Raw genomic sequence first — 23,037 nt, forward strand, 5'->3', positions numbered from 1 at the left:
GCCGGTCGCGCTCGCCCCCGACACCTGCGCCCGGTCCGGTCGTCGACCCGGACACCTGTATCGATCTCCCCGGGCCCTCGGACATCGATCGCCTGCAGGACGGGAGTTCCGTGGGACCAGGCCCCACGAAGCATAACTGACTGACCGGTCGGTCTGTCAAGGCACGTCCACCGCCACGCCGTCGGCCAGCGCCCGTGCGACCGGCGGGGGCCAGGGGCAGGCGCGGCCGTCACCGTCGATGAAGACCACCACGACGCGGGCAGTCGCGATCAGCGTGTCGCTCGACGCCAGGCGCGCCTCGTAGGTCGCCGACGTCCGCCCGACGCGGGCGACCTCCAGCGTGATCGCGGCCGGCCGGTCGAAGTGCAGCGGCGCGAAGAACTCCGCTTCGAGGCGACGGCGCGGCGTGTAGCCGAACGTGACGTCGACGATGCCGAGATCGCGGTGCAGCTGCGCCTCCGCCGCCTCGACGAAGCGCCACAGCGTGCTGTGGTGCCAGTAGCCGGCGGCATCCGTGTCGATCCACTCCAGCTGACGTTCGAGCGTGACCGTCGCACCCACGTCGCTCCCCGATGTCTTGACACCCCTGACTGACCGGTTAGTCTACGCGACACCCGCCACCGGGACGCATCCCGGTGCCCGGCGGCGGCTGGAGGGCCGTCATGGATCCGCACCGCAACATCAGCCTGCTCACCGACCGCAACCTCGACGCCGGCCGTGCCGACAAGACCGCCCTCATCACGGGCGACGGTGGCCATGTCACCTTCGCCGAGGTGCACGCACTGGCCTCGAGGTTCGCCGCCCGCCTGCGTGACCGCGGCGTCCAGCGCGAGCAGCGCATCGTGCTCGTCATGGACGACACCCCCCGCTTCCACGCGGCGTTCCTGGGCAGCATCCGCGCCGGCGTGATCCCGGTGCCGCTCAACTTCCTCGCCCGAGCGTCGGATTTCGCCTACGCCATGTCCGACGCGTACGCGGCGCTCGCGGTCTCCGACGCCGCGTTCCTGGACAAGGTCGGACCGGAGGCCGAGCGCCTGGGCGTGCCCGTGCTGATCGGCGGCAGCCACGACGCCGACCCCGAGGACTCGGTCGACGCGTGGATCGCCGACGGTACGGACCACGTGGACCCGCTCACCAGCCACCCCGACGACCCGGCGTTCTGGCTGTACTCGTCGGGCTCGACGGGGCGGCCCAAGGGCGTCGTGCACCTCCAGCACGACCTCGCGGTCACCTGCGAGCGGTACGCGGTGGGCGTCCTCCACCTGTCGTCGAAGGACCGCGTGTTCTCGACCACGAAGCTGTTCCACGCCTACGGGCTGGGCAACGGGCTGTCGTTCCCGCTGTACGTCGGTGCAACGGCCGTGCAGATGACCGGACGCCCGACGCCCGACAAGGCGCTGGCCACGATCGAGGCGCACCGGCCGACCGTGCTGTTCTCCGTCCCCGCGCTGTACAACGCGATGCTCGCCCACCCCGACGTCGACACACGCGACCTGTCGAGCGTGCGGCTTGGCGCGTCGGCCGCCGAGGCACTACCGGCCGACGTGTGGCGTCGTTGGCACGACCGCACCGGCACGGAGATCCTCGACGGCATCGGCTCGACCGAGATGCTCCACATCTACTGCTCGAACCGGCCAGGACAGGTGCGACCAGGCTCGTCGGGCACACCGGTGCCCGGCTACGAACTGCAGCTGCGCGACCCGGACGTCGTCGGTGGGGTCCTGGAGGGCGAGGCGGAGGGCGAGCTGTGGGTCAGCGGCGCGAGCGCGCTGGCGTACTACTGGCACAACGACGCCAAGACCCGCCGCGCGCTGCAGGGCCGGTGGTTCTTCTCGGGCGACCGCTACCGGCGGGATGCCGACGGGTGCTACTGGTACGAGGGCCGGGCCGATGACATGATCAAGGTCAAGGGTCTGTGGGTCAGCCCCATCGAGATCGAGAACCGCCTGATCGAGCACGAGGCGGTGCGTGAGGCGGCGGTCGTCGGCGTCCCCCACGACGGGCTCACGACCATCGTGGCTCACGTGATCCTGGCCGAGGGCCACGAAGGTGACGACGAGCTGAGCACCCAGCTGCAGGACTGGTGCAAGGCGGAGCTGCTGCGCTACCAGTACCCGCACCGGATCCACTACGTCGACGACCTGCCACGGACCGCCACCGGCAAGGTGCAGCGCTTCAAGCTGCGCGCGGACGCCTGACGGCCGCCGCATGCTCGACGGGATCACGGTCGTCGACGTCCACCAGCACATCGTGTCCGTCGGCTCGTTGAAGATGCCGTGGGACGAGTGGGCGCCGCCGCACCTCACCGGCCTGCGTCGCGACGAGATCTACCGCCCCGACGGCACCGTCGACCCTCAGCGCTACGTCGCGCACCTCGACGACCAGGGCATCGACGTCGCGCTGCTGATGGCCGAGTACAGCCCGCGGGTCACCGGGCTGCAGACCATCGAGGACATGGTGCCGCTCCGCGACGCCGCACCCGACCGCGTGGTTCTGATCGCCGCCCTCAACCCGCACCTGCACTTTCCTGCGCAGGCCGAGCTGGACCGCCAGCTCGGCCTCGGCGCAGTCGCGCTGAAGCTCCATCCCGTACACGGCGACTACGCGGTCGACCGCCGTGACCTGTACCCGGTGTACGCGCGATGCCGTGATGCCGGCGTGCCCGTCGTCGTCCACTGCGGCACCAGCAACTTCGCTGGCGCCACGAACATCCGCGCGGATCCGGCCCCGCTGCTCAACGTGGTGCGCGACTTCCCGGACCTGCGCCTCGTGCTCGCCCACGGCGGGCGAGGCTGGTTCTACGACCAGGCGGCCTGGATGGCGCTGACGTTCGAGCACGTCTGGATCGAGCTGTCGGGACTGCCGCCCCACCGGCTACCCGACTACTATCGCGCGATCGGGTTCGAGCGCCTCGCGCCCAAGTGCATCTTCGGCACCGACTTCCCCGCCATCCCCGGCCTGCGCAAGAATGCCGAGGCGGTCGCCGGGCTCGGCCTGCCCATCCACGTGCTCGAACGCGTGCTGTGGCGCAACGCCTCCGAGGTCTACGGCCTCGACCGGCTCCCGGCACTGGCGGCGCGTCTGCCACACTGACGGCATGTGCCCTGCATGTGGCGCCGTCGTGCGGTCCGGTGACCGCTTCTGCGCGACGTGCAGCGCGTCCGTGTCCCCCGGCGCCGCGACCCGACGGGCGGGGCGCCACGCCGTCTCGGGCGAGCGCAAGGTCGTCACCATCCTGTTCGCCGACATCGTCAACTCGACCCGGGTGATCGAGGACGTCGACCCCGAGCAGGCCGTGGCGCGGCTGCAGCCCGTCCTGGACGCGATGACGGCGGCGGTGCACACCTATGACGGCATCGTCAGCTCCGTCATGGGCGACGGCGTGCTGGCGCTGTTCGGTGCGCCGGTGGCACACGAGGACCACGCGGTCCGTGCGGCGTACGCGGCGCTGGACATGCTGGCGGACGTGCGCGCGGCCACCGACGGAACGATCGACATCCGCGTCGGCGTGCACACCGGCGAGGTCCTCCTGCGGACGATCGAGACCGACCTCTCCCGGGACTACACCGCGCTGGGTCCGGCGGTGCACCTGGCCTCGAGGATGGAGCGGATGGCCGGGCCGGGACAAGCGCTGCTGACCGCGCATTCCGCCAGGCTGACCCAGGGCTTCGTCGAAACCGAGTGCCTCGGCGCGATGCCCGTGCGCGGGTTCGACGAGCCGTTCGAGGTGCACCGGCTGGTCCGCCGCACCGGTGTCGTCGCCGTACCATCCGCTGATCCCGCTGCTGCTCGGGGAGTCGGACGGCCATGACGGCCTCGACAGGACGACCGTCCGCGGTCAGCTGGCCGCGACCGTGACCACGGTGGCACCGACGGTGGGTGCCACCGCATCGACGCGCTGGTCGCCATGGTCGGCGGCGAGCCTGACAGGGCCGAGTGGGCCGTCCTGGACCCACCGCGCCGCCGGCGGCGCATCCGCGACGCCGTCCGCGCCGTGATCGGCGAGGCCGCCCGGCGCCGAACCGAGCTGCTCGTCGTCGAGGACCTGCACTCGATCGACGAGGACACGCAGGCCGTCCTCGACGACATCGTCGCGGCCGCGGTGGACGCCCGATCCATCTGGTCGTGACCTCCCGCCCCGGCTACGACGATCGGTGGATCGACCGGTCGCACCACGATCAGATCCATCTCGAGCCACTGCACGATGACGCAGCCGACGACCGGGTGCGTGCGCTGCTGGGCGCCACCCCAGCGTCGCGCTCCTGCACCGGGCGCTGCTGGCACGGACCGGCGGCACGCCGCTGTTCGTCGAGGAGACGGTCCGGGCGTTGTCCGACGCCGGGACACTGACGGGTGAAGCCGGTGCGCACCGCTTCGTGGGTGATCCCGAGGTCGCGGCGAGCAGGCGTTCGGCGTCGTCGTTGCGGACCAGGTGACGGTCGAGCCAGCCGGCTCCGTGCAGCAGCTCCGCGCTCGTCCGGTCAGGCGTGCCCCCTCGGCGCCCAGGGGCACCCGGGTCCGCCAGCGGCGCCACCGGATACTCCCGCTCGAAGCGCAGCCGCAGGGGTGCGCGGCTCGTGACCAGCGTCCGCAGCGCCGGAACATCCGCCAGGATCCCGCCGACCTGGCGCGTCGGCCGTGTCACCGAGGTCGGCAGTCACGGTCCTGTCACTGCCCTGCCACGCCGTCACCCGGCGCGGCACCCGCTTCCATGATCGCGCACGGTGACCCCCAGCGGAAGCGTCAGCTTTCCCAGGCCCGCCCGTCGATCAGGCGGCGGATGTCACCGAGCGGGTCGTCGCCGGTCACCGGCACGACCACCGGCAGCGCGCCGGCACGGCGGTAGGCGCGGCAGCGAACCGCCAGGTCGTCCTGGCCGGTGTAGAGGGCGGCGACCATGCCGGCGGGCAGCATGGCTGGCGCCTCCCGCAGCCTGCCCTCGGCATGGAGTCGGTGGACCCGGTCGACCACGTCGCCGAACCCCAGCCGGCGGTAGTGGCGCGCGTACGGCGCGGCCATCGCATACGATGTCAGGTCGCGCCGCACCCGGGCGTCGCCGTCGGGCGTCGCCGCGGTCCACACGAACGCGAGCACGTCCACGCCGTCGGGGGCGTCGACGACGGTCTCCGGGGGTGTGTGGTTGAGGACGACACCGTCGGCCGCCTGCAGCGCCAGCGCCGCCATGTTCGGTCCGAGCGCCGCAAGAAGGACGCGGACATCCGCCCCGGCCGGGACCGGCAGGCGGAACGATCCGCGCGGCAGGCCGTCCAGCACGGCCCGCAGCGTCTCGAGCCGCACCCTTGTGGTGTCGAGGCGCGGGTCGTGGGCGCGTCCGTGCCAGTCGCCCACGATCTGGGGCGATGACGTCCCGACGCCCAGCAGAAACGGTGCACCCGCGATCTGCGCAACGGTCGTCGCGGCCATCGCCATGGTCGGCTCGGTGCGTGAGCCCAACGGCATGATCGCTGTGCCGAGACGGACGCCGGGTCGCCTGGCCGCCAGCGCCGACGCCAGCGCGGGCGCGTGGAACCCGCAGACCTCGGTGAACATGACCGGGTCGAACCCGGCGTCGACGGTCCGTTCGAGCAACCCGAGCGCCGCGGCCGCATCGACGCGCAGCACGCCGGGGAGCGCGAACCCGATACCCGCGGTGCGGCCGGTCACGCTGCTGTCCGTCATGGCATCCTCCGTCGGCCGGTGCGCACGGTCAGGCTCCGGCAGGATCGGCGTGCGCTGCCCGGCTCAGCCCGCCGCCCGTTCAACCGCGGTGGCGGACCGGGCCACACACCTGCCAGTCCGGGGCCGGCGCGGTGTTCGGCACCTGACCGGTCAGATCCGCGATGACCATGACATGACCCTCCCTCGAACCGTCCCGCACGGTGCCTTTGTCGGGTACTCCTGGGCCGAGACCGGCTCAGCTGTCGACGTCGGCTCGCGGGCCGCGTGCATCGTCAGTCGGGGAGGAGGCGCCGCACCATGTCCGGCCGCGCCACCGGACGGCGTCATCCGACGGTCAGCCGCGCGATCAGCAGCCCCACCAACGCACCGACGCCGACGAGCACGACGATCGTCAGCGCCTGGGACCGTCCGCGGGTGGCCGCATCGACCTCACCCTCGATGCGGACCCGCTTGCGACGGGCCCACGGTTCGACCGCAACCGGCACGGGCCTGCCGTCGGCGCGCCACAGGGGGTTGAGTGGCACGGGACGACCACCCCGTACGCGCAGGTGCGGCCCCCGCAGCCCGAACGCCGCCGACGTCGGCACCATCGCCTCGATCTCGGACCACGGGACGTGCCTCGTGCCCAGGAAGGTGAAGGCGACCCCGTCGCGGTCCACGACGAGCCGCGATCGCCAGATCAAGGGGAGCACGAGCACTGGCCACAGCGCCAGGCCGAGCATGCGGGCGTTGCCGTCGCCAGTGACCAGCGACGCCACTGGAGGCCCGATCAGCAGGACCACCAAGCCGATGGAGCCGAACAGCAGCCAGCGTGGCGGACGGGCGTCGACCGGCTCCGGCTCCGGCCTGCGCTTGCGACGAGCCACCGTGCGACGTCCGATCCTCGTCAACTCCATGTCCGACGACGTCGTGGGACCTGCGGCACGGCGTCGCCCGGCTGGCAGCAATGTACCAACGGACGCCGTGCTGGGTACCGTCTGCGCCAGGCGATCGCCGTCCAACCAAGTCGACGGAGCGCCAGCCAATGTCCACGGCGAAGCAGGCCTCCACCAACGGGTCGCGTCGACCGACGGGCCCGTTGGCGACGATGCCGACACGCCTGTGGCACGTCGTGACGCCGTTGGTCCACCAGGTGCTGCGCACGCCCGGGCTCGGGCTGGCCCGCGGCATGCAGGCGGCGCTGGCGCCGCCTGGGACCTCGCCCTGGCAGGCTCGCGCTACTCCGCCGTGGTGGCACGGATCTGGACCGACGTCGCGGTGGACCTGGTGTCGAGCATGCCCTCGCTGACCACGGACCCGGCGCGGCCGATGCGCGTCGTCCCCGCCTCCTCAGCTCACCGTGGCGGCGTCCGGTATCCCGCGCTGCGGTGAACCGTCGGCCGTCGGCTTCGTACCACGAGGTAAGTCCCTTCCGGACCCACGCCTCGTGCGACGACCGCGGCGTGACGACTCCGCTCGGTGCGGACTGACGACGGAGACAACGATGCGAAGACGACTGACGCTCGCACTCGCGGCGGCGCTGCTGGTGCTCATGATGGCACCCGGTGCGCTGGCCCGACCGACGACCTACACCGCCCACCTCACAGGTGCCCAGGAGGTCCCGGCGGTCGACACCAACGCCGTCGGCCAGACGGTCCTCCGCTTGAACGCCGACGGCACGGCGCTTTCGTGGCGAAGATCGACGACGTGACCCAGGCGCACATCCATCTGGGAGAGCAGGGCGAGAACGGCGATGTGGTTGCGTTCCTGTTCGGTTTCGTCGACGAGGGGGTGACCGCGAACGGCGTGCTCGAGACCGGCACCATCACAGACGCCGACCTCGTCGGCCCGCTGGCGGGCATGTCGCTGGCCGACCTCGTGGCCGAAGTCGACACCGGTGGCGCGTACGTCAACGTCCACACCCTGGAGCATCCGGGCGGCGAGATCCGGGGTCAGATCCGCTGACGCTCCCCGACGTGGGGACACGTCGCACCCGGTGCGCATCGTGTCCCCACGACGGCCGCTCCGCGCAACCCGGGGACTCGAAGGTCAGGCGCGCATGCGGTGGCCTGCCGGGTCGAACAGGCAGGTGTCCTGGCGGCGCGCCCGGCGCCGGACGCCGACCACCTCGATGGCGAAGCCGCCGTCGACGTCGGCCAGCGGCGCCGGCACGTAGCCCAACGCCACCGACGCCCCGGAGCAGTGGGCGTAGCCACCGGACGTGACCCAGCCGACCACCTCGTCGTGGTGCCAGATGGGCTCGTCACCGATCACGTCGGCGTCGTCGGCATCGACCGTGAAGGTCATCAGCCGGCGCGCCGGTCCCTCGTCACGGATGCGGGCGGCGGCGTCGCGGCCCACGAACTGACCCTTGTCGAGCTTGACGAACATACCCAGACCGGCCTCGTACGGGTCGTAGATCGGCCGGTACTCGGTGGCCCACGCGCCGAACGACTTCTCCAGCCGCAGCGAGTCCAGCGCCCGCGCGCCGAACAGCCGCAGCCCGTGGCGCCCACCGGCCCGCATCAGGACGTCGAAGAGCCGCTGCTGGTAGGCCGGCTCGACCCACAGCTCGTAGCCGAGGTCGCCGGTGAACGAGATCCGCCCGAGCACAACGGGCACGGCCTCGACGGTCGCGCGCCGGATGTCGAGGAACCGCAGCGCCGATCCGGACACGTCGCCGTTCGTGACGTCGTCGAGCAGGTCGCGTGCCGCCGGTCCCGCGATCGACAGCCCGCACAGGTTGGGTCCGAGGCTGGCGTAGCGCACCGACCCGTCGCCCGGCAGGCGGGCGTCGAACGAGCGTTCGTAGTACTGCTCGGCGGCACCGGTGCCGAACACGAGGAACCGCTCCGACGCCCTGTCCGCCGCGTCGGCCGGCGTCGCCGGCAGCGCTCCCACGGTCAGGTCCCCCGCGAGCTTTCCGTGCGCGCTGAGCATCGGGGTCAGCGCGATGCGCCCGACCGGGGGGATGCGGTTGGCCAGGATCCCGTCGAGGAAGTCCCGCGCGCCGGGACCGGTGAACAGGAACTTGGCGAACCCCGTCGTCTCGGTCAGCCCGACGCCGTTGCGCACCGCGCCGCTCTCCTCGGCCACGCACGCCCAGGCGTTGGAGCGGCGCAGGGTCGGCGTCTCGACCCGCTCGAGGCCGTCGCGCTGGAACCACAGCGCGTACTCGAGCCCGTAGGCGGCACCCCACACCGCGTTGGCAGCGTCGAGGCGGTCGTGGATCGGTGACGTGAGCAGGGGACGTCCGGCCCGCAGCTCCTCGTTGGGGTAGGCGATCTGGAAGCGTCGGCCGTAGTTCTCGCGGACCTTGGCGTCGGTGTAGGCGGCGGTCGCGAAGTCGCCGAAGCGTGCGACGTCCATGCCCCACACGTCGAACCCGGCGTCACCGTGCGTGATCCAGTTCGCGAGCGCCAGCCCGACGCCGCCGCCCTGCGACAGGCCCGCCATCACGCCGCACGCCACCCAGTGGCCCCGCTGCCCGCGGACTGGACCGATCAACGGGTTGCCGTCTGGGGCGAACATGAACGGCCCGTTGACGACCGTCCGGATCCCAACCTCGTAGAAGATCGGGAAGTGCTCGAAGGCGACCGCGAGGTTGTCCGCGATCCGGTTGAGGTCGGGCGGCAGCAGCTGGTGGCCGAAGTCCCATGGCGTGGTGTGGGGCGACCAGGGCACGCCGTCGGGCTCATAGGTCCCGAGCAGCAGCCCGGTGCCCTCCTTGCGCATGTAGACCTCACCGGCGAAGTCCATGGCGTGCAGGCCGCTGGCGGGCCCCGTGACGTTCCAGTCCTCCAGCTCGGGCACTGACTCGGTCAGCAGGTACATGTGCTCCATGGCGAGCACGGGCAGCTCGATCCCGCACATGCGACCGATCTCGCGGGCCCATAGCCCGCCCGCGTTCACGAAGTGCTCGCACGTGACAGTGCCTGCGTCCCCGCAGTCCAGCACCCAGTCGCCGTTGGCCAGGCGGCGGATGGCCTCGACGCGCGTGTGCTGGACGACCTCGGCGCCCGCGAGCTGGGCCGCCTTCGCGTAGGCATGGGTGACGCCCGACGGATCGACGTGGCCCTCCATCGGGTCGTACAGCGCCCCGACGAAGTGGCGCTCGTCCATGAACGGCAGCAGCTTCTTGGCCTCAGCGACGCCGATCAGGTCGGTGTCCATGCCGAGGTAGCGGCCGCGCGCGTGGGCCATGCGCAGCCAGTCCATGCGCTCCTCGGTGTCGGCCAGCATCAGGCCGCCGGTCAGGTGGATCCCGCAGTCGTGGCCGGATGTGCGCTGGATCTCCTCGTACAGCCCCACCGTGTACTGCTGGAGCGCCGCAACGTTCGGGTCGCCGTTGAGGGTATGCATGCCGCCAGCGGCGTGCCAGGTCGATCCCGAGGTCAACTCGGAACGCTCGAGCAGCATCGCGTCCGTGATGCCGACCCTGGTCAGGTGGTACAGCACGGAGGCGCCGACGACACCGCCTCCGATGACCACCACCCGTGCGCTGGTCCTCATGCTGGTTGCCTGTCGCTGACGCTACGCGAGGCACGGGACGTGTGCCCTCCGCTGAGGCCGCCCGAGGCACCGAACGTCTGCCCACCGCTGCCACAGCCCGAGCCACGGGACGTGTGCCCACCGCTGACGCTGCGTGAGCCACTCATGCTGCTCCTCGTGTCAGAAGTCGGTCGCGACACCGCCCTCGGCCACCCGCCGGGCGACGAAGTCGTCGAGCTCGGCGACGACCTCGGGTGAGACCGGCGGGGGTTCGTAGGCGTCGAGCAGCTCGCGGACCCGTCGCCGGGCGTGGTCGAGCGCCGTCGGGCTGCCGACTTCGGTCCACGCCTCGAAGTTCCGCCAGTCCGAGATCGCCGGCCGGAAGAACGCGTCGCGGAAGCGCGCCTGGGTGTGCTCGACGCCGAAGAAGTGGCCACCGGGCCCGACCGCGGCGATCGCGTCGACGGCGAGCGCGGCGTCGTCGACGACCAGCGGGTCCAGGAACGCGGCCACCATGTGCAGCAGGTCGGCGTCGACGACCATCTTCTCGAACGACGCCCGCAGGCCGCCCTCCATCCAGCCGGCGCCGTGCAACACGATGTTGGCACCGCCCATCACCGCGCCCCAGAGCGAGAAGACGCTCTCGTACGCTGCCTGCGCGTCGACCGCGTTGGCAGTGCACACGTTCGACGACCGGTAGGGCACGCTGAGCCGGCGTGCGAGCTGGCCTCCGACCAGCGCGGCCTGCATGAACTCCGGGGTTCCGAAGGCGGGTGAGCCGGACTGCATGTCCACGTTGGACGTGAACCCGCCATACACGACCGGCGCGCCCGGACGGACCAGCTGTGCGAAGGCGATGCCGGCCAGCGCCTCGGCGTGCTGCTGGACCAGCGCCCCCGCGATGGTCACGGGCGCCATCGCGCCCGCCAGTGTGAACGGCGTGATGATCACGACCTGGTTGCGCGCGGCGTACTCCATGACGCCCTCGAGCATCGGCGTGTCGTAGCGCAGCGGCGAGCTGGCGTTGATCACGGTGTGCACGGACGGTTGGGCATCGAGGGTGGTGTGGTCGACGCGGCGGACGATGCGCACCATCTCGAGGCAGTCGCGGTTGCGCTGGGCGCCGAGGCTGTAGACGTGGGGCACCTTGTCGCTGGCAGTGAGCAACGTCCGGGTGGCGTGCAGGTGACGGACCGACGGGTGCCAGTCGACCGGTTCGACCGGGTAGCCGCCGTGCAGGTGGACGGCCGACAGGTGCTGGCTGAGCCGCACGAGGTCGGTGTAGTCCCTCGCGTTGCCCTGGCGGCGTCCGCCGACCTCGTCGCCGACGTAGGGCGCGCTGGCGACCGCGGTGAATGCGATGGCGTCGCCGCCGATCTGGAGGTCGTGGCGGGGATCCGGCGCGTGCAGCGTGAACGTCGCCGGGGCGTGGCCGACGAGCTGCATCACCAGGTCGCCGTCGAGTCGGACCCGCTCGCCGTCGACCTCGGCACCTGCGTCCGCCCACAGCTCGCGGGCCCGGGGGTGCAGGAAGTCCAAGCCGGTCTCGGCGAGCACGCGCAGCGCGGCGTCGTGGATGGCGTCGAGTTGGTCGTCGGACACGGCGCGCACCGGCGCGAACGACCGGCGGGGCTGCCGCCACGGAGGTTGGGCCGGTGCGCCCGCCGGCGCGCTGCGACCACGGCGACGTCCCGTCCGACGCCGGGCTCCGACGTCCTCCGAGGTCACGGCCGGCCCTCGGGCGCGGTCCGTCCGATCCACGCCCGGGAGATCCGGCCGGCGGCGTCGCGGAGGTGCCACTCCACATCGGCGACAGTGTCCTCGGTCGGGAACCGGTAGGACGGCCCGTAGACGTACAGCGCGCCGACCGCGCCGCCGGTGCGGTCCACGATGGCGCTGGCGACGCTGGACAGCTCGTCGACGTAGTCGCCGTGGCTCCACGAGACCCCCGTCCGGCGGGCCTCCGCCACCCCCGCGCGCACCCGGTCGGGATCCGGCGCACCCTGCAGGACACGCTCGATCTGTGCGTCGGGCCAGGTCGCGAGCAGCGCGAATCCGGAGCCGCCACCGAACAGCGACCAACGCGTCCCGTACCAGTCCTCCGCCTGCACGGGCCGTGGCGCGTCGACCTGTGCGATGGTCACCGTCTCGTCGTCGACCTGGATCGACAGTCCGACGGCCTCGTCGACCGCCGCGACCAGCTCGACCATGTGCGGGTGGGCCAGGCCGCGTAGGGAGGGCGCGACGTCGCCGGTCGCGACCATCGACGTGATCGCCGGCCCGATCCGGTAGACCCCGTCGTCGTCACGGCGCAGCGCGTCGACATCAGCCAGCGTCGAGAGCAGCCGTGCAGCGGTGCTGGTGGGCAGCCTGGCGGCCTCGGCCAGGCCGACCAGTCCGCGCGGCTTGTTCGCAACCTCGCCGAGGAGGGCGATCGATCGGACAACGCTCTGGACTGCAGCCATCTGGCCGCGTAGATTACCGCTTCATGGTAGGAAGTCCAGTTGTTCCCACTGTGCGGGAATCCTGGATCGGCTCCATGAAGATGCATGGACCGGCTCCGCCGGAGGAGCAGGGCGCAGGATCAGGGAAACGCCATGCCCAGCCACGACGTGGACGCGGTGGTCATCGGTGCCGGCGTCATCGGCGCGGCGGTCGGCTACGAGCTGGCGCGGCGGGGCCGGCGCACCCTCAACGTCGACGCCCTGCCGGCCGCCGGCTTCGGTTCGACCAGCAACTCCTGCGCGATCGTCCGGTTCACGTACTCGACCTACGACGGCGTCGCGATGGCCTGGGAGGGCCTGCACTACTGGACCGACTGGCCCACGTACCTCGACGCCGAGGACGAGCGCGGCCTCGCCACGCTCGTGCAGTGCGGGACGCTGCTGCTCAAGGACCCCGGCGGGCACCACGAACGTGTCGTGCCCCTCTTCGACGAGGTCGGCATCCCTTACGAGGACTGGGACGCCGACACCCTGCGTGCGCGCATGCCCGCGTTCGACCCCGGTGTGTTCGGTCCGCCCAAGCGGGTCGACGACGACGCGTTCTGGGACGAGCCGACCGAACCGCTGCCGGGCGCCATCTGGACGGCCGCCTCGGGGTACGTCAGCGACCCCCAGCTCGCCAGCCACAACCTGCAGCGCGCGGCCGAGGCCAAGGGTGGCCGGTTCCTGTTCTCGACCCGCGTCACGGGCATCGACCGGTCCGACGGCCGCGTCAGCGGCGTCACCCTGGACGACGGTTCGCGCGTGTCGGCACCGGTCGTGGTCAACGTCGCCGGCCCGCACTCGGCGGTGGTCAACGACCTCGCAGGCCTGGCGGGCACCATGCGGATCCGCACCAGGCCCCTGCGCCACGAGGTGCACCACGTCACCGCACCGTCGTCGCTGGACTACGAGCGCACCGGCGTCCACGTGTCCGACGGCGACACCGGCGTCTACTTCCGCCCGGAGACAGGCAACAGCATCCTGGTCGGCTCCGAGGATCCGGAGTGCGACGCGCGCGACTGGGTCGACGACCCCGACGAATTCGACCGCTCCATCACCGCCGCGACGTGGGAGGCCCAGGTCCTCCGCCTGGCCCGACGGATCCCCTCGCTGGGCGTGCCCAACCAGCGCCGCGGCGTCGTGGACCTGTACGACGTCGCCGACGACTGGATCCCGATCTACGACCGCACCGACCTCGACGGCTACTACGTCGCCATCGGCACGTCCGGCAACCAGTTCAAGAACGCGGGCGTCGCTGGCCACTGCATGGCGGAGCTGATCACCACCGTGGAGGCGGGTTACGACCACGACGGCGATCCCCTGACGGTCGAGGGACGCTACACCGGCGCCCCACTGCACCTCAGCTCGTTCTCGCGCAACCGGGAGATCAACCCGGACAGCTCGTTCTCGGTCAACGGATGAGACCCGACGAGACGATTGGAGACGCCGGTGGGTGACGAGGAGCTCGACCTGACCACGCTGCCCGACGAGACGATCGGAGACGCCGGTGGGTGACGAGGAGCTCGACCTGACCACGCTGCCCGACGACGAGCTCGTCGAGCAGATGCACGATGACCTCTACGACGGGCTTGCCGGCGAGATCACCGATGGCACGCGGATCCTGCTGGATCGCGGGTGGGCGCCCCAGCGCGTGCTCAACGACGGCCTGGTCGAAGGCATGCGCATCGTGGGGATCGACTTCCGCGACGGCATACTGTTCGTGCCGGAGGTCCTGCTGGCGGCCAATGCCATGAAGGCCGGCATGACCGTGCTGCGGCCGCTGCTCGCCGAGACCGGCGCCGAGACGATCGGCAGGGTCGTGCTCGGCACGGTCAAGGGCGACATCCACGACATCGGCAAGAACCTGGTCGGGATGATGCTGGAGGGAGCCGGGTTCGAAGTCGTCGACATCGGCATCAACAACGACGTCAACGCCTACATCACCGCGCTCGACGACGCCCAGCCCGACATCCTCGGGATGTCGGCGCTGCTCACCACGACCATGCCCTACATGAAGGTCGTCATCGACGAGTTGGCTGAGCGCGGCCTGCGCGAGCGCTACATCGTGCTCGTCGGCGGTGCGCCGGTCAACGAGGAGTTCGGCCGCGTGGTCGGCGCCGACGCCTACTGCCGCGACGCCGCGACCGCGGCCGAGACCGCCACCGCGCTGGTGCTGGCCCAGCGGGCGGCACGGGCGGGCTGACGCGTGCGGTCCCGGGTGCTTGTCGTGGCGTGCGGGGCGCTCGCGCGTGAGCTGGAGGCGGTCGTCGCGGCCAACGGCCTGACCCATCTCGACGTGGCCTACGTCACGGCGGATCTGCACTCGACGCCCGCACGGATCCCGGCGGCGGTCGAGGAGCGGCTCGCCGCCGCCGCCGACCGGTACGACGAGGTCTTCGTCGGCTACGGCGACTGCGGCACCGGGGGGCAGCTGGATACCCTGCTCGGCCGCTACGGCGCGCGACGCTTGCCCGGCGCCCACTGCTACGAGTTCCTGGCGGGCGGGGAGACGTTCGCGGCACTCCACGACGCCGAGCCCACCACCTTCTATCTGACCGACTTCCTCCTGCGGCAGTTCGAGCGCCTGGTCTGGCGTGGTCTCGGGCTGGATCGCTGGCCGCAGCTGCGCGACGACTACTTCGGCAACTACACACGCCTGCTGTACCTCTCGCAGTTCCCGCCCACCGCGCAGCGCCTGGCAGAGGCCCAGCGCGCTGCCGACCGACTCGGGCTGCGCCTCGAGCACCGCCACGTCGGCACCGGCGATCTGGCGCCGACCCTGCTCTCCATCGGCCGTCGACCCCGACGAGGATGTGCCGCATGACCCCAGCAGCGAAGCGGTAGGTCACATGACATGACCTCAAGCAGCGAAGCGGTAGGTCACATGACATGACCTCAAGCGACAGGTGACGTGACATGGCACACACCCGGGTGAGCTCGGCCACGCGCGAGGTCGTTATCGGCGTCGACCAGCCGTTCGTCGTCATCGGGGAGCGCATCAACCCGACCGGCCGGCGCGTGCTGGCCGAGCAGATGGCCGCCGGTGACTTCAGCCGGGTGTGCGCCGATGCGCTGGCCCAGGTCCAGGCAGGCGCGGCGGTGCTGGACGTCAACGCGGGCATCCCGCTCGCAGACGAGCCGGTGATCCTCGCCGAGGCCGTGCGGCAGGTGCAGGCCGTGACCGACGTGCCCCTGTCGATCGACTCATCGGTCGTCGCGGCGCTCGAGGCGGGGCTCGACGCCTACGAGGGCAGGCCGCTGGTGAACTCGGTGACCGGCGAGGAGGACCGGCTCGAGACGGTCCTGCCACTGGTCGCCCGCCACGGCGCGGCGGTGGTCGCGATCACCAACGACGAGTCGGGCATCTCGCCCGATCCGGACGTGCGGTTCGAGGTGGCCCGCACGATCGTCCAGCGTGCCGCGGACCACGGGATCGCGGCCGACGACGTCATGGTCGACCCCCTCGTCATGCCGATCGCCGCCGTGGGCTCGGCGGCCCGCGACGTCCTGCGGCTGGTCGGCCGGCTGCGCGACGAGCTGGGGGTCAACACGACCTGCGGTGCGTCGAACATCAGCTTCGGACTGCCGGCGCGGGCGGGGATCAACGCGGCGTTCCTGGCCATGGCCATCGGCGCAGGCATGACCTCCGCGATCACCAACCCCCTGGAGCCCGAGATCCGGCGGACCGTCCAGGCCGGCGATGTGCTGACCGGCGTCGACGTGAACTGCGCGACGTGGATCGCGCGCCACCGGGCCGCCGGCGACGGTGAGGGCACGGCAGGACGGCGGCGGACGAACCGCCGTCGCACACGGGCCGGTGGGTGAGGCGACGCCGGGCGCGGCGATCGTCTTCACGCCCAGTGGCCGACGCGGGACCGTGACACGCGGGACCACCGTGCTCGACGCCGCCCGCGCCCTGGGCGTCGACCTCGACTCGGTCTGCGGCGGGCGCGGGCTGTGCGGGCGCTGCCAGGTCAGCGTCGGGGCCCGGCCGGGTGTGCCCGCCGATCCCGACCGCCTCAGCCCACCCGACCGGACCGAGGCCGTCTACCGCGGACGTCGACCGCTGGCCGACGGCCGGCGCCTCGGCTGCGCGGCCCGCATCGTCGCAGACGTCGTTGTGGACGTGCCCGCCGACAGCCAGGTGCACCACCAGGTCGTGCGCAAGGACGTCGGCACCCACGCGCTTCCGATCGATCCTGTGCTCCGACTGCACTACGTCACCGTGGCGCCGCCCGCACTGGCCGACACGGCCGGTGAGCTCGAACGCCTGCGCGACGCACTCGCGGACGAGTGGGGACTGACGGACCTGACCGTGAGGCTGCCGGTGCTCAGCGCTCTGCAGCCCGCGCTGGCTGTACGCGACCGTGGGGTCACCGTGGCCGTGCGCGACGGACGCGAGATCGCGGCGGTCTGGCCGGGGCTGCGCGACGCCGTCCATGGCGTCGCCTTCGACGTCGGGTCCACGACGCTCGCGGGACACCTCTGCGAGCTCGGCTCCGGGGCGGTGCTGGCGTCGACCGGGCGAATGAACCCCCAGATCGGCTTCGGCGAGGACCTGATGAGTCGCGTGTCCCACGCACAGCTGCACGCCGACGGCGCGGCGACGCTGACCACCTCGGTGCGCCGGGCCCTGGCTGCGATGGTGGCCGAGCTGTGCGCGCAGACCGGGGTCGACCCCTCGTCGGTGCTGGAGGTCAGCCTGGTCGGCAACCCGGTCATGCACCACCTGGCCTTCGGGCTCGACCCACGTCCCCTGGGCTCGGCACCGTTCGCACTGGCCACGACGACGGCGGTGACCGTCGACGACGGGCTCGGCCTCGGCGTCCACCCTGGCGCGCGCGTCTATGCGCCGCCGTGCATCGCGGGCCACGTCGGCGCCGACGCCGCTGCGATGGTGCTGGCGGAAGGGCCGCACCGTGGCGACGAGGTCACGCTGCTGGTTGATGTGGGCACCAACGCCGAGGTCGTGCTCGGCAACCGCGACCGGCTGCTGGCGGCATCGTCACCCACCGGACCCGCGTTCGAGGGCGCGCAGATCTCCAGCGGGCAGCGCGCCGCGCCCGGCGCGATCGAACGGGTGCGGATCGACCCGGCCACGCTGGCTCCCCGGATCCGTGTGATCGGCGTCGAGTCGTGGTCCGACGAGGAGGGCTTCGCCGACGCCGTCACCGCGACGGGCGTCACGGGCATCTGTGGCTCGGGGATCATCGAGGCCGTCGCGGCGCTGTTCCTCGCCGGCGCGATCACCCCCGACGGTCGCATCGTCGCCGTCGTGGAAACACCACGGATTGTCGACCGCGGCCGCACCCTGGCATACCGGCTCTGGGACGATCCAGTGATCGAGGTCACGCAGGCCGACGTGCGCGCGATCCAGCTCGCCAAGGCCGCGCTGCAGGCCGGGTGCCGGCTGCTCATGGACCGCCTCGGGGTGGCCACCGTCGACGCGATCCGCCTCACCGGTGCGTTCGGCAGCCACATCGACCCCGTGTACGCGATGGTCCTTGGACTACTGCCCGACTGCGACGTCGACCGCGTCGCTGCGGTGGGCAACGCCGCCGGGGTGGGCGCGCTGATGGTCCTGCTGTCTGCGACGGCCCGGACGGAGGTCGAGGCGGTCACCGCGCGGATCGAGAAGGTCGAGACCGCCGTCGAGGCGGCATTCCAGGAGCACTTCGTCGCCGCGATGGCGTTGCCTCACGCCACGATCCCGTACCCGCACCTGGCCGCAAGGGTCATGTTGCCCGCCCCGACCGCCGGGTCCGTCGAAGGCCGGCGTGGTCGCCGCCGGCGCTCCGCTGTGGGGAGTGATCCGACCGCATAGCGCTCCCTGGGCCCGCAGGCCGCCCCACCCGCACTCAGCGGCCGGAGCGGGCCGTGGCAGCGAGCGCCGCCTCGACCAGGCGCTCGACGCGGGCGGGGAACGACGCGAGGTCGGGCATCGCGTCGTCGCCGTACGCGCCGGAGTCGAACCGCGCGTACACGCCCTCGAGGATGGCTGCCAGCCGCCAGTAGGCCAGCGCGAGGTAGAACTCGACGTCGGCCAGGTCCCGGTCCGACCGCTGCGCGTACCGCTCGATGAGCTCGGCGCGCCTGGCGAACCCCGGCAGGTGCGTCGCGGCCTGCGGCAACGTGAGGAAGTCGTCGTCGGGGTCGGCCCAGTACACGCACAGGATCCCGAGGTCCGCCAGTGGGTCGCCCAACGCGCACAGCTCCCAGTCGACGACCGCGGCGACCTCGCCGTCAGGCGTGAAGATCACGTTGTCGAGCCGGTAGTCGCCGTGCACGATGCCGGCGCCCTGCTGGGTGGGGATGGCAGCGGTCAGCCGCCTGTGCACCTCGTCGAACGCCGGCAGGGGCCGGGTCTCGACCTGCTCCCACTGCCGCCGCCACCGGCGCAGCTGCCGCCCGCAGTAGTCCTCGCGGCGGCCGAGGTCGCCGAGGCCGACCGCATCGGGGTCGACCTCGTGCAGTGCGACCAGGGTGTCGGCCAGCGAGGTGCTGATCGTCGACCGCAGGCCGGGATCGGTGTCGGCCTCGACCTGCCCGGTGCTGCGGTAGATCGGCCCGGCGACATGGTCCATGACATAGAACTCGGCGCCGGTCACCGACGGGTCCGGCTCGTGGCCGACCACCGGCGGCACCGGCACGTCGCTGTCCGCCAGCGCGGCCATGATGCAGTGCTCGCGGCCCATGTCGTGGGCCGACTGGATGACCCCGTGCAGTGGTGGACGCCGCAGGACCCAGCGCCGGCCGCACCGGTCGCAGACATCGTAGGTCAGGTTCGACAGCCCACCTTCGATGCGGGAGAACGCCAGCGGCAGTTCGACGGCAGGCGTGTGGTCACGCCACCAGGTGCCAAGGGCGTCCGGGTCGATGCCGGGCAGGCCGGCGGCCCGATCGTCGTCAGCCATCCGCACCCTCGACCCGGGCGCGCAGGACGTGCTTCTCGATGTTGCCCGTCGACGTCTTCGGCAGCTCGCAGAAGTGGACCTCGCGGGGTGCCTTGTAGTTGGCGATGTGCTCCTTGACGTGGGCGATCACGGCGTCGGGCTCCAGGTGCTGCCCGTCGTGCAGGGTCACGAACGCGACGGGGATCTCCCCCCACTTCTCGTCGGGCTTGGCGACCACCGCCGCCTCGAGCACGGCGTCGTGCGTCTCGATCGCGTGCTCGACCTCGACTGATGCGATGTTCTCGCCACCCGAGATGATGACGTCCTTCTTGCGGTCCGACAGCTCCACGTACCTGTTCGGGTGCATGACCCCGACGTCACCCGTCCGGAACCACCCCGAACTCGTGACCTCGCGCGTCTGCTCGGCGTCCTCGTAGTAGCCGAGCATGACGTTGTTGCCGCGAAACGCGATCTCACCTTCGGAGCGGCCGTCGGCGGGGACGTCGCGGTCGTCGTCGTCGATCACGCGCGGCCGCTCGCCGACCACGTTCGCGACGCCCTGTCGGGCGCGCAGCGCGGCCTGCTCGTCCGCATCGAGGTCGCTCCACGCGGGCTGCCACTGGTTGATCATCACGGGACCGTACGACTCGGTCAGGCCGTACAGGTGCGTGACCTGCATGTTCAACTCGGCGAGCCTGGCGAGCAGCATCGGCGACGGCGGCGCGCCCCCGGTGTCGACGTGGATCACGCGCGGCGCGGGACCGTCCTTGGCAGCCTCGCTGTTGGCGATCATGTTCAGGACGGTGGGCGCGGCGCTCATGTGGGTCACGCCGTGCTCGCGGACCAGACGCCAGATCTCGTCGGCGTCGATCGCGCGCAGGCACAGGTGCAGACCTCCGGCGGCGCTGACCCCCCAGGTGAAGCACCACCCGCAGCAGTGGAACATCGGCAGCGTCCACAGGTAGACGCTGTCGGCCTGCAGCTGCGCCTGGAACGCCATCGCGAGCGCCTGCAGGTACGCGCCGCGATGGGAGTACATGACACCTTTGGGTCGCCCCGTCGTGCCGGACGTGTAGTTGATCGCCAGAAGGTCCAGCTCGTCGACGTCGACCCGCAGCTCGTCCGCGCCGTCGAGGAGGTCCTCGTACGTGTCGTCGTCTCCCCCGGCCTGGATCAGCTGGACGTCGTGGCCAGCCGCGTCCGCGGCGCCGCGGGCGACGTCACCCAGGGAGATGTCGTGAATCAGGGTTCGCGCGCCCGAATGCGACAAGATGTAGCCGAGCTCCGATGCCTTCTGGCGGCTGTTCATCGGCACCAGCACCGCGCCGGCCAGCGGGACGCCGTTGTGTCCTTCGACCAGCGCCGCACTGTTCGGCGCGAGCACCGCCACGCGGTCCCCGGGGTCGATGCCGCTCGCCGCAAGCCCGCCCGCCAGTCGTGATGCACGCGACCAGAACTGCGCGTACGTGTACGACCGGTCGCCGTCGAGCACCGCCGGGCGCTCGCTGAAGACGTACGACGCCCGCCGGAGGTAGGCGGTCGGTGTCAGCGGTTCGTACGAGAAGGGTGATGCGCCCACGTCCGAACGTCCGACCGCATCGCTGCTCGAGGTCATCGTCGGCTCCTGTCGTCCGCGGTGCCGCCGCCACACCCCTGCGTCGCGCCGCCTGATCACACCTTGCCCGTCGATCCTGCCCCGCGGACCTTGACGAGAACCGGCCGCCCTCGGTGGTTCATGAGCAGTCCACCGTGCGTACGGCATGCCGTGCCGACCAGGGACCCGACGCGCACGTCGAGCCGGGGAGGACGCCATGCGGTCGATGGCCAAGCCGTTCATCATCTTCGTCGAACGCTTCTATCCCGATCCGTTCGTCTTCGCGATCGCACTGACCTTTGTGGTGTACCTGATGGCGCTCGTCCTGACGGACGCGACCCCCCATCGAGGCGCTGTCGGCATGGGGCGGTGGCCTGGCACTGCTCCTCGAGTTCATCGCCCAGATCGCGATCACCCTGATCACGGCCCATGCGCTGGCGCACACCGACCCCGCGCAGCGTCTCCTGCGCCGCATCGGACGCATCCCCAACAGCCCGACCGTCGCCTACGGCGTCGAGGCGTTCGTCGGTGGGTCGGCAGCCTGTTCTGCTGGGCGTTCGGGCTGGTGGCCGGTGCTCTGGTCGCCCGTCAGGTGGCCGTGGAGGCACCTGGCCGCGGCCTCCGGCTGCACTACCCGCTGCTCGTGGCGTCGGCATATGCCGGCTTCGTGGTCCGGCACATGGGCTACTCGAGCTCGGCGGCCCTGTTCGTGGCGACGCCCGGCCATGCCCTCGAGGACCAGGTCGGCGGCACCATCCCGGTGACCGACACGATCCTCGCGCCCTGGAACGTGACCACCGCGCTGATCACGATGGCCGTGGTCGTCGTGCTGTGCGCGGCGATGCGCCCAAAGGAGGGCGACGAGATCATCGAACTGCCAGAGGACGTCCGCGCGCAGGCCGACGACGGGGACGGCGGTGGCGGTGGCGGCAGCGCCGGGACGGCGACACCAGGGTCGCGACCTAGCGGGAGCTGACCGTCGCCGAGCGTCTGGACGGCGCCCGCTGGATCACCCTGGCGCTCGGCGGCGCGATCGCTGCCTACCTGATCTGGTGGTTCGCCACCGAGGGACTGAACCTGACCCTCGACATCGTCAACTGGAGCCTCCTGGGGCTCGGCCTCCTGCTGACACGGTCGCCGATCCACTACGCGGGACTCGTCGCCGACGCCAGCACAACCGTCGGGCAGATCATCATCCAGTACCCGCTGTACGCGGGGATCATGGGGATGATGATCGACACCGGTCTCGTGTCGGTGATCGCCGACTGGTTCATGAGCATCGCGACGGCGAGCACTCTCGGGTTCTGGGCGTTCGTGTCCGGCGGCATCGTGAACTTCTTCATCCCGTCCGGCGGCGGGCAGTGGGCGGTCCAGGGGCCCATCTTCATCGAGGCCGCTGCCAACCTCGGAACCGATCCGTCGCGCATCGTGATGGGCGTCGCCTCCGGCCACCAGTGGTCGAACATGGTCCAGCCGTTCTGGACGATCCCGTTGCTGGTGATCGCCGGACTGCACATGCGCCAGATCATGGGCTACACGTTCGTCATCTTCTTCGCGACGTTCTTTCTGTTCGGGGGCGGCATCCTGCTGGCCGGCGCAGGCTGACGCTCCACCGTGTAACCCAGTCCCTGATACGATGAGTGGGCTACACGCTCGGGTGTTGTCCACACGTTGCGAGCGTGATCGGTCGACATCGCCCACGATCCGGGCGACCGTCCCGGCCATGACCACGTGGATCGCGCTGTTTCGACTGGCCGGCCACCAGCACGGCGCCGTCGCCCGCCACCAGGCGCTCGAGGCCGGGGTCCCGCTGTCGACGTTCGATGCACGGGTCCGCCGCGAGGCGTGGCCATTGCTCCACCGCACCGTTCGCCTGCTGCCGGGGACGGAGCCGACGCTGCGCACGCACGTCAGC

Annotated in this window: 19 protein-coding genes and 2 pseudogenes; 13 read left to right on the top strand and 8 right to left on the bottom strand. The window is 71.4% G+C overall.

All coding sequences use genetic code 11. The annotated features are described in order from the left end of the window. Window positions 1-156: 156 nt before the first annotated feature. Window positions 157-561, bottom strand: coding sequence for a thioesterase family protein (locus VK923_14700; protein HSJ45923.1), 405 nt, complete (start codon window positions 559-561; stop codon window positions 157-159). Between the two features lie 101 nt (window positions 562-662). Between VK923_14700 and VK923_14705 the strand changes: the two genes are divergently transcribed. The 4 genes from VK923_14705 to VK923_14720 all read left to right on the top strand — a co-directional run bounded on the left by VK923_14705 (window position 663) and on the right by VK923_14720 (window position 4,129). Next, the gene (locus VK923_14705; protein HSJ45924.1) at window positions 663-2,198 is read left to right on the top strand and encodes a benzoate-CoA ligase family protein; all 1,536 of its coding nucleotides are present in this window, start codon (window positions 663-665) and stop codon (window positions 2,196-2,198) included. A gap of 10 nt (window positions 2,199-2,208) precedes the next feature. Then, a complete protein-coding gene (locus VK923_14710) occupies window positions 2,209-3,093 on the top strand; it encodes an amidohydrolase family protein (GenBank protein ID HSJ45925.1) in 885 nt (294 codons plus the stop codon). A gap of 70 nt (window positions 3,094-3,163) precedes the next feature. Continuing rightward, on the top strand, window positions 3,164-3,811 hold the full coding sequence (locus tag VK923_14715) for an adenylate/guanylate cyclase domain-containing protein (protein ID HSJ45926.1): 648 nt from the start codon (window positions 3,164-3,166) through the stop codon (window positions 3,809-3,811). Window positions 3,812-3,907: 96 nt separating this feature from the next. Next, window positions 3,908-4,129 (top strand): hypothetical protein, encoded by a 222-nt coding sequence (locus VK923_14720; GenBank protein HSJ45927.1) that lies wholly within the window; start codon window positions 3,908-3,910, stop codon window positions 4,127-4,129. A 614-nt stretch (window positions 4,130-4,743) separates the two neighbouring features. Here VK923_14720 and VK923_14725 read toward each other — a convergent pair. Beyond that, a complete protein-coding gene (locus VK923_14725; protein HSJ45928.1) occupies window positions 4,744-5,679 on the bottom strand; it encodes an LLM class flavin-dependent oxidoreductase in 936 nt (311 codons plus the stop codon). Window positions 5,680-6,002: 323 nt separating this feature from the next. Continuing rightward, window positions 6,003-6,575, bottom strand: a complete 573-nt coding sequence (locus VK923_14730) for a hypothetical protein (protein ID HSJ45929.1) — start codon at window positions 6,573-6,575, stop codon at window positions 6,003-6,005. A 638-nt stretch (window positions 6,576-7,213) separates the two neighbouring features. On the opposite strand from VK923_14730, the pseudogene VK923_14735 reads away from it, so the two are divergent. Then, window positions 7,214-7,623: pseudogene (locus VK923_14735) on the top strand (CHRD domain-containing protein). Window positions 7,624-7,707: 84 nt separating this feature from the next. On the opposite strand, the gene VK923_14740 reads toward VK923_14735, so the two are convergent. From VK923_14740 to VK923_14750, 3 genes are all read right to left on the bottom strand, one after another. Next, complete coding sequence (locus VK923_14740) at window positions 7,708-10,170, bottom strand: FAD-dependent oxidoreductase (protein ID HSJ45930.1); 2,463 nt, start codon at window positions 10,168-10,170, stop codon at window positions 7,708-7,710. A 159-nt stretch (window positions 10,171-10,329) separates the two neighbouring features. Further along, complete coding sequence (locus VK923_14745) at window positions 10,330-11,949, bottom strand: trimethylamine methyltransferase family protein (GenBank protein HSJ45931.1); 1,620 nt, start codon at window positions 11,947-11,949, stop codon at window positions 10,330-10,332. After that, window positions 11,874-12,614, bottom strand: coding sequence for an IclR family transcriptional regulator (locus VK923_14750; protein HSJ45932.1), 741 nt, complete (start codon window positions 12,612-12,614; stop codon window positions 11,874-11,876). Before VK923_14750 ends, VK923_14745 begins: the two co-directional genes overlap by 76 nt. 132 nt (window positions 12,615-12,746) lie before the next feature. Between VK923_14750 and VK923_14755 the strand changes: the two genes are divergently transcribed. The 5 genes from VK923_14755 (at window position 12,747) to VK923_14775 (ending at window position 18,459) form a co-directional block, all read left to right on the top strand. After that, a complete protein-coding gene (locus VK923_14755) occupies window positions 12,747-14,057 on the top strand; it encodes an FAD-dependent oxidoreductase (GenBank protein ID HSJ45933.1) in 1,311 nt (436 codons plus the stop codon). Between the two features lie 85 nt (window positions 14,058-14,142). Further along, a complete protein-coding gene (locus VK923_14760) occupies window positions 14,143-14,838 on the top strand; it encodes a B12-binding domain-containing protein (protein HSJ45934.1) in 696 nt (231 codons plus the stop codon). 24 nt (window positions 14,839-14,862) lie between these two features. Continuing rightward, on the top strand, window positions 14,863-15,459 hold the full coding sequence (locus tag VK923_14765; protein HSJ45935.1) for a DUF1638 domain-containing protein: 597 nt from the start codon (window positions 14,863-14,865) through the stop codon (window positions 15,457-15,459). A 92-nt stretch (window positions 15,460-15,551) separates the two neighbouring features. Then, window positions 15,552-16,460 (top strand): dihydropteroate synthase, encoded by a 909-nt coding sequence (locus VK923_14770; GenBank protein ID HSJ45936.1) that lies wholly within the window; start codon window positions 15,552-15,554, stop codon window positions 16,458-16,460. Window positions 16,461-16,512: 52 nt separating this feature from the next. After that, window positions 16,513-18,459, top strand: a complete 1,947-nt coding sequence (locus tag VK923_14775; protein ID HSJ45937.1) for an ASKHA domain-containing protein — start codon at window positions 16,513-16,515, stop codon at window positions 18,457-18,459. Between the two features lie 34 nt (window positions 18,460-18,493). On the opposite strand, the gene VK923_14780 is transcribed toward VK923_14775, so the two are convergent. Together VK923_14780 and VK923_14785 are read right to left on the bottom strand one after the other, a co-directional pair. Continuing rightward, window positions 18,494-19,549 carry a phosphotransferase family protein gene (locus VK923_14780; protein ID HSJ45938.1) on the bottom strand — a complete coding sequence of 352 codons (1,056 nt, stop codon included), beginning with the start codon at window positions 19,547-19,549 and terminating at the stop codon, window positions 18,494-18,496. Next, complete coding sequence (locus VK923_14785; protein HSJ45939.1) at window positions 19,542-21,143, bottom strand: AMP-binding protein; 1,602 nt, start codon at window positions 21,141-21,143, stop codon at window positions 19,542-19,544. Before VK923_14785 ends, VK923_14780 begins: the two co-directional genes overlap by 8 nt. Before the next feature lie 374 nt (window positions 21,144-21,517). Here VK923_14785 and VK923_14790 point away from each other — a divergent pair. The 3 genes and pseudogenes from VK923_14790 to VK923_14800 all read left to right on the top strand — a co-directional run. Then, window positions 21,518-22,098: pseudogene (locus tag VK923_14790) on the top strand (TIGR00366 family protein). A gap of 38 nt (window positions 22,099-22,136) precedes the next feature. Further along, the gene (locus VK923_14795) at window positions 22,137-22,727 is read left to right on the top strand and encodes a TIGR00366 family protein (protein ID HSJ45940.1); all 591 of its coding nucleotides are present in this window, start codon (window positions 22,137-22,139) and stop codon (window positions 22,725-22,727) included. A 118-nt stretch (window positions 22,728-22,845) separates the two neighbouring features. Further along, window positions 22,846-23,037, top strand: a 192-nt coding sequence (locus tag VK923_14800) for a hypothetical protein (GenBank protein HSJ45941.1), incomplete at its 3' end; no start/stop codon positions are given.

The organism is Euzebyales bacterium (assembly GCA_035461305.1).
Lineage (GTDB): Bacteria > Actinomycetota > Nitriliruptoria > Euzebyales > JAHELV01 > JAHELV01.